A 15,299-nucleotide genomic window follows, 5' to 3' on the forward strand; every position below is an offset into this window, starting at 1 on the left:
TCTTACTTAGACGGTTGTTTTTTTGTGGAGTAACATCCAAACATCTTTACTAGAAACAGGTTTGCTAAAGAGGAATCCTTGAATATGGTCACAGTTTTGTTCATGTAAAAACTTCCATTGTTCTTCTGTTTCTACACCTTCCGCAATAACCTCTAAATTTAATTCTTTCGATAGCTTAATAATGGAAGCGATAATCGCTTCTTCTAAAGGGCTATTTGTAATTCCACAAATAAATTCTCGAGCAATTTTTAATGTATTGATTGGATATTTCGTTAAATAAGCTAAAGAACTATAACCAGTTCCAAAGTCATCAATTGAAATTTGGATACCGAGATTTTGAAGTTCTTCTAGTTTAGCAATTACAGAATGATTTTGATTAATTGCGATACTTTCTGTAATCTCAATATCTAGCGCTTCCGGCTTTAGTTCTGTTTCTTCCAAGACCTTTGAAATTGTTGATATTAAATATGCGTGATTAAATTGAACAACAGATAAGTTTACACCAACCTTTAAGTGAGAAAATCCTTGGTTATGCCACTTTTTTGCTTCTAAGCAGGCGGTACGTAAAATCCAATTGCCAAGTTCAATAATAAATCCTGTTTCCTCTGCTAGAGGAATGAATTGGGCAGGCGATACAATTCCGAGTTTTGGATGTTTCCAGCGAACTAATGCCTCAAAACCGATAATTTGTTTTGTTTTTGTATTTACTTGCGGTTGATATTCAAGGAAAAATTCATTTTGTTGCAGAGCTTTTGAAAGTTCACCTTCTAGGAAGTGTATTTCATTTTGTGCAATACTCATTTCTTTTGAGAAGAAAATGAATCTATTTTTCCCATTAGCTTTTGCTCGATACATAGCCATATCTGCATTTTTCATTAATTCGGTTACATCGGTTCCATAGTCAGGGTACATTGCAATTCCGATACTCGGTGTAACAGAAAGTTCTTCATCTTTAATAAAGTAAGGCTTATTTAAGATAGTTAAAATTTGTTCAGCTATAAAAGAAGCACTTTTTTCAGAGTACATATCTGGTAATAGAATCGTAAATTCATCTCCGCCTTGGCGGGCAACGATATCTTTTGAACGTAAACATCCACGTAATCTTTTTGCTACTTCAATTAATAATAAATCCCCGACATCATGGCCGAGTCGATCGTTAATTTTTTTAAATCGATCTAGGTCGAGGAACATAACCGCAACGTCATTAGTGTTGTTTTGAGCTAGATTTAAAATCGTTTTTAAATCTTTTTCGAATTTCCGTCGATTCGGTAGTCCTGTAAGTGCATCATGGAAAGCCATATGCTCTACTTGCTTTTGTTTTTCATATAAAGTTGTAATATCACGTGCGATACCAAACATCCCAACAACTTCTTTATTTATAAAAATAGGGATGAATGTAATGTGAAGGTGATAATAATAGCCTTCTTTTTCTTTTGTACGAATTTCTAGAGTTTGTGGTCTACCTTCTTTTGTAATTTGTAAAGATTTCTTCAATAATTCATGATCTTGTGGATCAATGAAGTGTTGAAGAGAATAGCTTGTTACTTCACAATAATAGGCTGTAAATAAACTTTCACAAGCCTTATTAGATTGTTGAAAAATCCCGTTCATATTTAAAGAAAAAACAGCATCAGGATGATCTTCGAATAAAGATTTATAACGTTGTTCACTTTTTGATAGGGCAGATACGCCTTCTTCAACTTCATCTTCTAGTTGTGTAGTCAACTGTTCATACGTATCGATTAATACTTGATTATCTTTCCACATGTAAAGTTGTCGTAGGAATAATAATACTAGTGATAATACTAGACCGATTAGCATGAACTTATCATCCCAAGGTTGAATAACAACAAAGGAAAAAGTAATGATTATACTAAAATAAGGTAATATAAAGCGTACATAATCGAATCGATAATATTTCGTTTTCGTTTCATGTTGCATTGGTTTATCCAAAATGTACAGTATGGACGATAAACCGATTAGTAAAATCGAAGCAGTATGTATTAAATAAGAGACTTCAGAAGAAGTTCCCATTCCCGTTTTTAATTGGAATAGATGTATATATCCGTATGCAAGTATGATAGTAAAGCCAATAATTAATGAGATTCTACTAGAAGAATACCGTTCTCTTCTATATAGGCTAATAACGGCGTAAATTACTAATGATTGTGCGATAAAATACCCAATCAAAATCCACGTGTCCTTTGTTAACATACGAAAGCTTGAAATATCTAAAATAAAGGTTAAGGTAAAATAAATATTCATAATAATAATGAATATGCTATCGAATGAAAATTGAGCAAGACCCCTAATGGAGTAATGTTTTATAAACTTTATAGCAAAGCCAGAAAAAAGCAAAATATATTGTATGATGAAAAAAGGTAGTGATTCATATGAGAATATAACTTGATCATAAATAGAAAGTGAATGAAGAAATAAAGTTATTTCCATAATTAGTCCACATATGCAAGTACATAGTAGTAAAGCCCAAAATAGTTTATCACCGCGCTTCATTTTTTTAATTGCTTTATATAAGCAATAGCAAGAAAAGAGTGCAGCAAAACAAAATAAGAAGAGAATTCCAATTTCTTTTATATTTAAATCCTTAGGGATAAGGAATATCCAAAGAGAAAATATAATTATATACATCATGACAAATTGTACATATTTTTTTTGATTAATCATATTATGACTCCGTTTCAATAAGGTTGAATCTCAGGGGAAAATGCTAATCTAAATAATAGCATACAAACGGGGATGTTTTTTACTATAAAAATTACTTTTTTTTGAAAAAAATAGCGCAACGTTACAATTTACCATTGTAACGTTGCGCCATTTTTTCTGTTTATCCCTCTTATAGAAGAGATTTCATCTATTAACTGAAGAAGTGCTAAATCCTTTTGTTTACTTTCAATCATAATATCGAAATCATGATCAATTTTTTTTGTAATGTGTAAAAAGGGTTTAATAAATTCTAAATCTATATAATCTGCGTGGGCCCTAAATTCTTTTTCTGATCTAGGAGAAGAAATATGAACTTTAGGAAGGACATTTGTATGTGACCAAGTTTTAAATATCATAGGAAGCAATTCTTCTAGCGGTTCATTACAAAGATTCGCTATGTGATGATGATAATCGAACACGAAAGGGATTTTTTCTTTTTGACAAATGGCCAAAGTTTCAGAAGTTGTATACGTTTTATCGTCATTTTCAAGAGTCATTTGTCCTTTTATATGGTAAGGGAGTTTTTGTATATTTTCATGAAAACGTTCGATTGCCTTCTCCTTATTTCCATACGCACCACCTACATGGATATTAATGTAGGAAGAATCTGCAATTCCCATAGCATTTAACACATTATAATGATAGGTCATATCTGTAATAGCATTGGTTGTAATATGTGGTTTGTCGCTTGTAAATAGTGTGAATTGGTTGGGATGAAAACTTACGCGTAAATTGTGTTCTTGAATTAATGCTCCTATTTTACGCCATAGTGGAGCAAATAGTTGAATGTAATCAAATTCAACTTCAGGATGTGTTGCAAGCGGGACGATAGAAGATGATAAACGATATAATGGAATTTCGTGTGCAATATTGTAATGAAGGATGCGTATTGTGTGTTCTAGATTTTGCAGTGTAACATTATATAATTTATCTTCACGCTCTTGTTTTTTTAGCTTTTTCCAGCTTGTAAATGTCATTGTTTTGGCAGGCGAACAGTCCCATAATGCCGTAGCATGTGAGACATATCCAAATCGAATTATCATATGTGATGCACCTCCTTGGCTCTTGAAATTTCTCTATAAAAAGAACGCGAGTATCGTTCCTATCCATTCTTTTCCTCTATCGATAATGGAGAGGGGGCTGACATCTTCAAAGGAAAGTAATGAGGAGCGTCCCAAATCTTCCTCGAATTTACGTTTTACTTCTTGTATGAAATGTTTATCGTATAAAAGGCAATTGATTTCATGGTTAATATATATACTTCTCATATCGAAATTAGCAGTTCCGATATCACAAGTATGATCGTCTACTATAATAATTTTTGCGTGGAAAAATCCTTGCTGAAAAGCGTAAATATTACAACCAGCTTGTATTAACTTTCGGCAATATGGGAATTTTGCTTCTCGAACGAGGGCGTGATCAGCCTTTTGTGGAACGAGAATAGTTATTTGAACCCCACGTTTTCGCGCTTTTAATAATGCATTCATAATTTTTTTTCCAGGAATAAAATATGGTGTACCGATAAAGAGTTCTTTTTTCGCGCTTTCGATCAAATGTAAAAATGTATTTTGTAAATAGGCACCATCAGTAGGGATGAAACGATGTAGAATGGTCCCTGGTTGTTGCGTAGGAAAATAAAGAGATGAATCTAATAAATTTTGGTCTGTATCGTCGAGCCAATCATGTAAAAATTGTTTTTGTAAATCTTGTATCCCTTCTCCTGTAAGACGTAAATGATAATCTCGCCATAACCCTAACCTTTGATTATGCCCTAAATATTCCTCGCCAATGTTAAATCCACCAATATAACCAATTTTCCCGTCAATAACTGTAATTTTTCTATGGTTTCTTTGATTTGCAGAAAAGAAAGGAAAAGGAAATTTCACTTTATGACAAAATGAAAAAGAGACACCATGTTTTTGTAGGGAGTAAATCGCTTCTTTTGATAAATAATGACTTCCAAACCGGTCGAGTAAAAGTCTTACTTCAATTCCTTCTTGTGCTTTATCGATAAGTAACTTTAAAAACGTACGACTTATATCATCGTTTTTTACAATAAAAAATAAAACGTGCACATGGTGTTTAGCTTGTTTTATATCAGTAAAGAGAGCATCGTATAGATCATTTCCATATGTATAAAGGCGAAAATCACTTTGACGTAAAGGGAAAGAACGAGAACGTACACGCTTTAAATGAACAATTCTCCCATATGAAAGGTCGATTGTAATCCAGAGAGCGCTGCCTAATAACAAGAGAGATAAGAAAAACATAAGTAAATTCCCTCCTTCACGGTCTTTTCACCATCAATTTTTTACAAATCAAAATTTCACTGTATCCCGCTATTTGCGGGCAGTAAGACGCCCAACTAAAGCAAAGAAGTTGGTTGGGATTCGGGCCGCCCGTAAAAGCCCGATTGGTTAGGGCTAATACTTAGTGGGGATGAATAGCTCTCCGCCGATTAAAGTTTCACTTTATAGTTTCACCGAAATAAACAGCTTTATTAAAAAATGTGTTGTTGTATAACAAAAAACTGTTGACTGAATGCTCACTCATTATATAATGGGAATAGGGGATATAATTCAGAAAATTATATATTTTCGAAGATTCTAAAAAAGAAAGAGAGCTTACAAAGAGAGGGGTAGCATAAAATGAATAGCTTACTAATCATTAATTGGCTGGCTGCCATTGCTGTTATTGCTTATGCGGGGTATTTGTTTGTATATCTTATACGAACAAGGATGGCCTACATACAATTAGGAAAAAAGATCGAATTTGACCGTCGTTTTAAAGAGCGTTGGGATCTTCTTAAGGTCAATGTTTTCGGTCAGAAAAAGCTGCTGAAAGATAAAAAGAGCGGCATCATTCACGTTATGTTCTTTTACGGATTTATTCTTGTCCAATTTGGAGCAATTGACTTCGTTTGGAAAGGACTTGCACCAGGATCGCATCTTCCACTTGGACCACTATACCCTGCATTTACATTCTTCCAGGAAATTGTCACACTCGTTATTTTAATTGCAGTCTTTTGGGCTTTTCATAGACGCTATATTGAAAAGCTTGTTCGTTTGAAACGTAATTTTAAATCAGGCCTTGTTCTTATCTTTATTGGTGGCTTAATGATTTCTGTGCTACTTGGTAATGGAATGGGAATTATATGGCACGGCGAGGAGCTTTCATGGAGTGAACCGATCGCTTCTGCAATCGCTTACGTTTTCTCGGGATTAAATGAAACCGTAGCTATTTCAGTGTTCTATTTCTCTTGGTGGGTGCATTTACTAATTTTGTTAACGTTTTTAGTTTATGTTCCACAATCAAAACATGCGCATTTAATTGCTGGACCAGTTAACGTGTTTTTTGGTCGTCTTTCAAATCCGGGAAAACTTGAAAAAATTGATTTTGAAGATGAAACGCAAGAAACATTCGGTGTTGGTAAAATTGAAGACTTTAGACAAAATCAACTTATCGACTTATATTCCTGCGTCGAATGTGGTCGTTGTACAAATATGTGTCCGGCAACAGGAACAGGGAAAATGTTATCACCGATGGATTTAATTTTAAAACTTCGTGATCATTTAACTGATAAAGGCGCAGCGGTAACATCAAAAGCACCGTGGGTTCCAGTTGTTGCTTTTAATAATACACAAGGAAATCAGTTAGCGATGATGGCAGCTGGAAAAGGACAACAAGAATCAGCGGCTACAGCGCTAGCGTACGACCCAAGTTTAATCGGAGACGTTATTACAGAAGAAGAGATTTGGGCGTGTACAACGTGCCGTAACTGTGAGGACCAGTGCCCAGTTATGAATGAGCATGTTGACAAAATTATTGATTTACGCCGCTATCTCGTTTTAACAGAAGGAAAAATGGACGCGGAAGCGCAGCGTGCAATGACAAACATTGAGCGTCAAGGTAATCCGTGGGGACTGAACCGTAAAGAGCGTGAAACATGGCGCCAAGGTGACGATGAAGTAACAGTTCCAACTGTAAAGGAGAAATCAAAAGCTGGCGAAGAGTTTGAATACTTATTCTGGGTTGGATCAATGGGTTCGTATGACAATCGCAGTCAGAAGATTGCGATATCATTTGCGAAGCTAATGAACGAAGCAGGCATTTCATTCGCAATTCTTGGTAATAAGGAAAAGAACTCTGGTGATACACCGCGCCGCCTTGGAAATGAATTTGTATTCCAGGAAATGGCGACAAAAAATATTGAAGAATTTGAAAAAGCAGGAGTGAAGAAAATCGTTACGATCGACCCTCATGCTTATAACACTTTTAAAAATGAGTACCCGGACTTTGGCTTACAAGCAGAAGTCTATCATCATACAGAATTACTAGCCCAGTGGGTGAAGGAAGGTCGTTTAAAACCTGTCCATTCTATTGAAGAGACAGTTACGTACCATGATTCCTGTTACTTAGGAAGATACAACGAAGTATACGAAGCGCCGCGCGATATTCTAAAAGCAATTCCAGGTGTAAACCTTGTAGAAATGGCGCGTAACCGTGAAACGGGAATGTGCTGTGGTGCGGGTGGCGGCCTAATGTGGATGGAAGAAACGACAGGTTCTCGTATTAACGTTGCTCGTACAGAACAAGCGCTAGCTGTACAGCCGTCAATTATCGGTACAGGATGCCCGTATTGCTTAACGATGATTAGTGATGGCACGAAAGCGAAAGAAGTTGAAGAAACAGTTCAAACTTTGGACGTAACAGAGATTTTAGAACGCTCAGTTATCGGACAGAAGAAAGAAGCAATGTAGTTTGTAGGAATGCATTCAAAATTAGAAAGAGGTGCAATAATTGCACCTCTTCTAGGCGCAAGGATACCGAGCGAGCGCTCGGTGCTAAAAAAAGAAATGGGGGAAAGAAACATGAGTAAAACAGTTATTTTAAGTGCTGCAAGAACACCGGTTGGAAAATTTGGAGGAACTTTAAAAGACGTGAAAGCAACAGAGCTTGGAGGAATCGCAATTAAGGCAGCGCTTGAAAGGGCGAATGTTTCCGCTAGTGATGTTGAAGAAGTTATATTTGGAACGGTTATCCAAGGAGGGCAAGGACAAATTCCATCACGCCAAGCAGCAAGAGCGGCCGGCATTCCTTGGGAAGTACAGACAGAAACAATAAATAAAGTTTGTGCATCAGGGCTTCGCGCAGTTACGTTAGCAGATCAAATTATTCGTACTGGTGATCAATCACTGATTGTAGCTGGTGGAATGGAATCGATGAGTAACAGCCCTTACATTTTACGAGGCGCAAGATGGGGATACAGAATGGGTAACAACGAAGTTATCGATTTAAACGTTGCAGACGGTTTAACGTGCGCATTTTCAGGTATACACATGGGTGTTTATGGCGGAGAAGTTGCGAAGGAAGATGGAATCTCTCGCGAAGCACAAGATGAATGGGCATATCGTAGCCATCAACGTGCGGTTTCGGCACATAAAGAAGGGCGTTTTGAAGAGGAGATTGTACCAGTAACAATTCAGCAAAGAAAAGGCGATCCTATCGTCGTGGCTAAGGATGAGGCACCACGCGCGGATACAACGATTGAAAAATTAGCGGAATTAAAGCCTGTATTTGATAAGACGTCAGCGGTGACAGCAGGTAATGCTCCGGGACTAAATGATGGCGGTGCTGCACTTGTATTAATGAGCGAGGACAGAGCGAAGCAAGAAGGAAGAAAACCATTAGCGACAATTTTGGCGCATACGGCGATTGCGGTAGAATCGAAGGATTTCCCAAGAACGCCAGGTTATGCAATTAATGAATTGCTGAAAAAGACAGGTAAGACAATTGAAGACATAGATCTATTTGAAATCAATGAGGCATTTGCGGCTGTAGCAATTGCAAGTACAGAAATCGCAGGGATCGATCCGGAAAAATTGAATGTAAATGGCGGTGCTGTAGCAATGGGGCATCCAATTGGAGCGAGCGGAGCACGTATTATCGTTACACTTATCCATGCACTGAAGCAGCGCGGCGGCGGAATTGGAATTGCTTCTATTTGTAGCGGTGGCGGTCAAGGTGATGCAGTGATGATTGAAATTCACTAATTAAGATTAGAAGATATATAGTTTATTAACAATTAAGGGGGAAGAAAAAATGAGTGTACAAAAGATTGTTGTAATCGGTGCAGGGCAAATGGGTTCAGGTATCGCACAAGTGTGTGCAATGGCAGGCTATGATGTGAAAGTGCAAGATTTAAAGCAAGAGCAATTAGATAGAGGGCTAGCTGTTATTTCAAAAAATTTAGCCCGCCAAGTAGAAAAAGGCCGTATGAAGGAAGAAGAGAAAGATGCGACTTTAAATCGTCTTACATGGACGCTCGATTTAAATAGTGTCAAAGAAGCTGATCTTATTATTGAAGCAGCTGTTGAAAAAATGGATATTAAAAAGAAAATTTTTGCGAATTTAGATGAAATCGCTCCAGAACACGCAATTTTAGCGACGAATACGTCATCGTTACCAATTACGGAAATTGCAGCGGTAACGAAACGTCCTGAGAAAGTAATCGGCATGCACTTTATGAATCCGGTTCCAGTTATGAAACTCGTTGAAATTATTCGTGGTTTAGCTACAGATGATGCAGTGTACGAAACGATTGAGGATATTACGAAAAAAATCGGGAAAGTGCCAGTTGAAGTAAATGATTTCCCAGGGTTTGTATCGAACCGTATTTTATTACCGATGATTAACGAAGCGATTTATACGTTATACGAAGGAGTAGCGACGAAGGAAGCGATTGATGACGTAATGAAGCTTGGTATGAACCATCCGATGGGACCACTTACGTTAGCTGACTTTATCGGTTTAGATACGTGTTTATACATTATGGAAGTGTTGCATGAAGGATTAGGAGATAGTAAATATCGCCCATGTCCATTATTACGTAAGTATGTGAATGCAGGATGGTTAGGACGTAAAACGGGTCGTGGTTTCTACGTTTACGAATAAAGGCCTCCCTTTATTGAAGTAGTGGTCTTACCAGATTGTTAAAAAGATATATAGCAAACGGAGGCGAAGTACATGAATTTTCACTTTACTGAAGAGCAACAAATGATGAGGAAAATGGTTCGAGATTTTGCGCAGAAGGAAATAGCTCCCTTTGTTCCTAGTATGGAACAAGGGGTGTTCCCGAAAGAGATTTTGCAAAAGATGGGTGAGCTTGGACTAATGGGTATTCCAGCGCCTGCAAAATATGGTGGGGCAGAAATGGATTTTATTTCTTACATTCTAGCAATTGAGGAAATTTCAAAGGTAAGTGCAACGGTTGGTGTAATTTTAGCTGTACATACGTCAGTTGGAATGAATCCGATTTTATACTTCGGAACAGAAGAACAGAAGCAGAAATATGTTTCTAAACTGGCGACTGGTGAATATTTAGGCGCATTTGCTCTAACAGAACCGAATGCAGGATCAGATGCAGGTAGTTTGAAATCAAGAGCTGTAAAAAAGGGCGATCACTACATCATTAATGGATCGAAAGTCTTTATTACAAATGGTGGTGAAGCAAGTACATATATCGTCTTCGCGTCTACAAATCCAGAGGCGGGGAAAAGTGGTATTTCAGCATTTATAGTAGAGAAAGATACACCAGGCTTAATCATTGGAAAAGATGAGCATAAGATGGGTCTTCTTGGTTCTCGTACAGTGCAACTTACGTTTGAAGATATGAAAGTGCCGGCCGAGAATTTACTTGGTGAAGAAGGACAAGGATTTAAGGTGGCAATGGCGAATTTAGATGTTGGGCGAATTGGAATCGGAGCGCAAGCATTAGGAATCGCGGAAGCGGCGCTTGCATGTGCGATTGATTATGCGAAAGAGCGTGAGCAATTCGGAAAGCCAATTGCGGCGCAGCAAGGACTCGGATTCAAACTTGCAGATATGGCAACAAGTGTAGAAGCATCGCGATTACTTGTATACAGAGCAGCATCGCTAAGAGCACAAGGATTACCATGCGGTAAAGAGGCTTCTATTGCGAAATTATTTGCTTCTAAGACGGCTGTTGAAGTTGCGATTGAAGCGGTGCAAGTATTTGGTGGTTATGGTTATACGAAAGATTATCCAGTCGAAAGATTTTTCCGTGATGCGAAGATCACGCAAATATATGAAGGAACGAGCGAAATACAAAAGCTTGTAATTAGTCGAGCTTTATAAAAAGGCAGAGGGGGAGACGGGAATGCATTTTAAATTATCAGAAGAACATGAAATGATAAGAAAAATGGTTCGGGATTTTGCAAGGAATGAAGTAGCACCGACAGCAGCAGAGCGTGATGAGGAAGAGCGATTTGATCGCGCTTTATTCGATCAAATGGCAGAGCTTGGTTTAACCGGTATTCCGTGGCCTGAAGAATACGGCGGAATTGGAAGCGATTACTTGGCGTATGTAATTGCCGTTGAAGAATTATCCCGCGTATGTGCTTCTACAGGTGTAACGTTGTCTGCACATACTTCACTTGCTGGATGGCCAATTTTTAAATTTGGAACGGAAGAGCAAAAACAAAAGTTTTTGCGCCCAATGGCTGAAGGGAAGAAAATTGGTGCATATGGCTTAACAGAACCAAGCTCTGGATCAGATGCTGGTGGAATGAGGACGACTGCAAAACGAGATGGGGACCATTACATTTTAAATGGTTCGAAAATCTTTATTACAAATGGCGGTATTGCTGATATTTATGTTGTTTTTGCATTAACAGATCCTGATTCGAAGCAGCGCGGCACGAGTGCATTTATTGTGGAGAGTGATACGCTAGGATTTTCGGTTGGGAAGAAGGAAAGTAAGCTAGGGATTCGTTCTTCGCCAACAACTGAAATTATATTTGAAGACTGCCGTATTCCTGTAGAGAATTTACTAGGGGAAGAGGGCCAAGGATTTAAAGTTGCGATGCAGACATTAGATGGCGGCCGTAATGGTATTGCGGCACAAGCAGTCGGTATTGCACAATCTGCTTTAGATGCTTCTGTAGAATATGCAAGAGAACGTCATCAGTTTGGGAAGCCAATTGCGGCGCAACAAGGAATTGGCTTTAAACTTGCGGATATGGCAACGGATGTAGAGGCAGCGCGTCTTTTAACATATCAAGCGGCTTGGCTTGAATCTGAAGGGCTTCCGTATGGGAAAGAGTCAGCGATGTCAAAAGTATTTGCAGGTGATACAGCGATGAAGGTAACGACTGAAGCGGTACAAGTATTTGGTGGTTATGGTTATACGAAAGATTATCCAGTAGAGCGTTATATGCGCGATGCAAAGATTACACAAATATATGAGGGAACACAAGAGATTCAAAGGCTTGTAATTTCTCGTATGTTAACGAAGTAGGAACAAAAGCGTAGGTATTTTCCTACGCTTTTTACTTCCAAAAATAATAGAGAGAGGTGAAGGGATGGTTAAACATAATGTACATGCGTCAGTGAAAGATGAAAAATTAGTTGCGTTAAGACGTGAACAAATGATTAAAGGTGCGGTGCAGCTGTTTAAGCAAAAAGGATTCCCGCGTACAACAACGAGAGAAATTGCGAAAGCGGCTGGATTTAGTATCGGAACACTTTATGAGTATATTCGCACAAAAGATGATGTATTATATTTAGTTTGTGATAGTATTTATGAACATGTAAAAGAGCGGTTAGAAGAAGTAGTGTGTACAGAGAAGGGAAGTATAGAAAGCTTAAAGATAGCGATAATGAATTATTTTAAAGTGATGGATGAATTGCAAGAAGAAGTATTAATTATGTATCAAGAGGTACGTTTTTTACCGAAAGAATCACTTCCATATGTATTAGAAAAAGAGTTTCAAATGGTCGGGATGTTTGAGGATATTTTAGAGCAGTGTACGGAAAATGGGACATTTACACTAAATAAAAAGGAAATACAGCTTCTTGCACATAATATTTTCATACAAGGACAAATGTGGGGATTTAGACGTTGGGCCCTACAAAAACTGTATACTCTCGAAGAATATACAGAAATGCAAATTAGGTATGTACTGCAAGGAGCACATATGTCTCCGAAATAAAGAATGGACAAATTATAATTTTATTGCCCGTAAATAGCGGGATAAAAGTTTCCCGTTTTTTTTGTAGCATATTTGTGCGACTTTTGTTTATAATGAATAGTATGGATTTTTTTAAGCAGACCGTTATATATAAGCTTATATTTGAAGAAAGGAAGTGCCGCATAAGTGGGTTTTAAGCAATATTCACCAGAAGAGCTAAAAGAATGTTCAATGATTGAAGTTGTACATAGTGTTTTAGGGAATAAAAGACAAGCAACGACATTCAACGAGTTGGTTCAAGAAATCGCTCAAGTGCTGGGACTATCTCAAGGGCAAGTTAATACGAAACTCGCACAATTTTATACAGATTTAAACATCGATGGACGTTTCATTAATTTAGGAGAAAATCGTTGGGGGCTACGTAGCTGGTACCCATATGAGCAAATTGATGAAGAAATTCTGCCTCAGCCAAAACCGAAGAAGAAACGCAAAGTTGAAGAAGACGGTTTTGACGACTACATTGAAGAAGATGATGTAGAAGAAGAAGAAGCAGAAGAAGTAGAAGAAGATGTAGTAGATTTGGACAAAGTTCTTGAAGACGAAGACGCAGACGATGAAGATGATGATCTTGATGATTTAGAAGAAGATAATGAAGACTTCGCAGAAGAAGAACTTGAGTATGATGAAACTGAAGAAGAAGAAGAGGAAGAGCGGTAGTTCTTGACTTTTCATTATCGTCCATGTAGAATCATTTTTGGGCTCTTTAAAAAAAGACGATAATACTTTTAAAGTGTAAATATAAAAGAAAATTGCTCCCTACTTATTACTTTATGTGATGAGGGGAGCAATTTTCTTTTTTGTTTTTTGTTTAGAAAATAAAAAGAGTCTAACAATAAGATGGATACAGTGTTATCTACATACGTTGCGCTTTGCAACGGTGATTATATAACAGCAAAATAGGAGGGAGCTTTTTCATGACTAAGTATATTTTTGTAACAGGCGGTGTAGTATCGTCTTTAGGTAAAGGTATTACAGCAGCATCTCTTGGAAGACTTTTAAAGAATCGTGGTTTAAACGTAACTATTCAAAAGTTTGATCCATACATTAACGTAGACCCAGGGACTATGAGCCCCTACCAACACGGTGAGGTATTCGTAACAGATGATGGTGCAGAAACGGACTTAGACCTAGGTCACTATGAGCGTTTTATTGACATCAACTTAAATAAATACAGCAACGTAACAACAGGTAAAATTTACTCTTCAGTTCTTCAAAAAGAGCGTCGTGGTGAATATTTAGGAGGAACAGTTCAAGTTATTCCTCACATTACTAACGAAATTAAAGAACGTGTATATCGTTCTGGTCGCGAAACAAATGCCGACGTTGTTATTACAGAAATCGGTGGAACTGTTGGTGATATCGAGTCTCTACCATTCTTAGAAGCAATTCGTCAAATTAAGAGCGACATCGGTCGTGACAATGTAATGTACATTCACTGTACGTTAATCCCGTACTTAAAAGCAGCGGGTGAAATGAAAACAAAACCAACGCAACATAGCGTTAAAGAGCTTCGCAGCTTAGGTATTCAACCAAATATTATCGTTGTTCGTACAGAACTACCTGTTTCTCAGGACATGAAAGACAAGCTTGCATTATTCTGTGACATCGATACAAAAGCAGTTATCGAAGCACGCGATGCAGATACTTTATATGCAGTTCCATTATCTCTTCAAGAACAAAACATGGACCAAATCGTTTGTGATCACTTGAAGTTAGACAATCCAGCTGCAGATATGACAGATTGGACTGCGCTAGTTAATAAAGTACGTAACCTTTCTAAGAAAACAAAAATCGCTCTTGTTGGTAAATACGTAGAGCTTCAAGATGCATACATTTCTGTTGTAGAAGCGCTTCGTCATGCAGGTTATTCATTCGACACAGATGTAGAAGTGAAATGGGTAAATGCTGAGCACGTAACAGCAGAGAACGTAAAAGAATTAGTTGGCGATACAGATGGTATCCTTGTACCAGGTGGCTTCGGCGATCGTGGTGTAGAAGGTAAAATCGTTGCAATTCAATATGCTCGTGAAAACAAAGTTCCATTCTTAGGAATTTGCCTAGGTATGCAACTTGCATCAATCGAATTTGCACGTAACGTATTAGGATTAGAAGGAGCTAACTCTTCTGAAATTAATCCTGACACACCTTATGCAATTATCGATTTATTACCAGAACAAAAAGATGTAGAAGATTTAGGTGGTACACTTCGCCTTGGTCTATACCCATGTAAGCTTGCTGAAGAAACAAATGCTTACAATGCTTACAATGAGCCGGTTGTATATGAGCGTCATCGTCATCGTTATGAGTTCAACAATCAATTCCGTCCAGATATGGAAAAAGCAGGATTTGTATTCTCTGGTACAAGCCCAGACGGTCGTCTAGTGGAAATTATTGAATTACAAGATCACCCTTGGTTCGTGGCAGCACAGTTCCATCCAGAACTTGTATCTCGTCCAAACCGTCCACAACCATTGTTCCATGACTTCGTAAGTGCTTCTATTACGAATAAAGAGAGCAAGTAAT

General features: G+C 37.7%; 11 protein-coding genes. 8 read left to right on the forward strand and 3 right to left on the reverse strand.

What is annotated here, in order from left to right; genetic code table 11:
• Positions 1–6: 6 nt before the first annotated feature.
• The 3 genes from DET63_RS06320 to cls form a co-directional block, all read right to left on the reverse strand.
• On the reverse strand, positions 7–2,685 hold the full coding sequence (locus tag DET63_RS06320; RefSeq protein WP_113936179.1) for a DUF4084 domain-containing protein: 2,679 nt from the start codon (positions 2,683–2,685) through the stop codon (positions 7–9).
• Between the two features lie 128 nt (positions 2,686–2,813).
• Positions 2,814–3,767, reverse strand: coding sequence for a UV DNA damage repair endonuclease UvsE (gene uvsE, locus DET63_RS06325; protein WP_113936180.1), 954 nt, complete (start codon positions 3,765–3,767; stop codon positions 2,814–2,816).
• A 33-nt stretch (positions 3,768–3,800) separates the two neighbouring features.
• On the reverse strand, positions 3,801–4,994 hold the full coding sequence (cls, locus tag DET63_RS06330) for a cardiolipin synthase (protein WP_113936181.1): 1,194 nt from the start codon (positions 4,992–4,994) through the stop codon (positions 3,801–3,803).
• Between the two features lie 378 nt (positions 4,995–5,372).
• On the opposite strand from cls, the gene DET63_RS06335 reads away from it, so the two are divergent.
• The 8 genes from DET63_RS06335 to pyrG all read left to right on the forward strand — a co-directional run bounded on the left by DET63_RS06335 (position 5,373) and on the right by pyrG (position 15,298).
• Positions 5,373–7,484 carry a (Fe-S)-binding protein gene (locus tag DET63_RS06335; RefSeq protein WP_002130078.1) on the forward strand — a complete coding sequence of 704 codons (2,112 nt, stop codon included), beginning with the start codon at positions 5,373–5,375 and terminating at the stop codon, positions 7,482–7,484.
• A gap of 9 nt (positions 7,485–7,493) precedes the next feature.
• Complete coding sequence (locus DET63_RS06340) at positions 7,494–8,777, forward strand: acetyl-CoA C-acetyltransferase (RefSeq protein WP_113936182.1); 1,284 nt, start codon at positions 7,494–7,496, stop codon at positions 8,775–8,777.
• A gap of 49 nt (positions 8,778–8,826) precedes the next feature.
• Positions 8,827–9,678 (forward strand): 3-hydroxybutyryl-CoA dehydrogenase, encoded by an 852-nt coding sequence (locus tag DET63_RS06345; protein WP_002089768.1) that lies wholly within the window; start codon positions 8,827–8,829, stop codon positions 9,676–9,678.
• A gap of 72 nt (positions 9,679–9,750) precedes the next feature.
• Entirely contained in the window at positions 9,751–10,881 is a 1,131-nt protein-coding gene (locus DET63_RS06350) for an acyl-CoA dehydrogenase (RefSeq protein ID WP_113936183.1), read from the forward strand.
• A gap of 22 nt (positions 10,882–10,903) precedes the next feature.
• On the forward strand, positions 10,904–12,043 hold the full coding sequence (gene acdA, locus DET63_RS06355; protein WP_002016320.1) for an acyl-CoA dehydrogenase AcdA: 1,140 nt from the start codon (positions 10,904–10,906) through the stop codon (positions 12,041–12,043).
• A 64-nt stretch (positions 12,044–12,107) separates the two neighbouring features.
• On the forward strand, positions 12,108–12,737 hold the full coding sequence (locus DET63_RS06360; RefSeq protein WP_002034889.1) for a TetR/AcrR family transcriptional regulator: 630 nt from the start codon (positions 12,108–12,110) through the stop codon (positions 12,735–12,737).
• Positions 12,738–12,902: 165 nt separating this feature from the next.
• Positions 12,903–13,433 (forward strand): DNA-directed RNA polymerase subunit delta, encoded by a 531-nt coding sequence (gene rpoE, locus DET63_RS06365; protein ID WP_002016316.1) that lies wholly within the window; start codon positions 12,903–12,905, stop codon positions 13,431–13,433.
• A 257-nt stretch (positions 13,434–13,690) separates the two neighbouring features.
• Entirely contained in the window at positions 13,691–15,298 is a 1,608-nt protein-coding gene (gene pyrG / locus DET63_RS06370; protein ID WP_002016314.1) for a CTP synthase, read from the forward strand.
• Position 15,299 lies beyond the last annotated feature (1 nt).

The organism is Bacillus sp. DB-2, from assembly GCF_003315125.1.
Classification (GTDB): domain Bacteria; phylum Bacillota; class Bacilli; order Bacillales; family Bacillaceae_G; genus Bacillus_A; species Bacillus_A mycoides.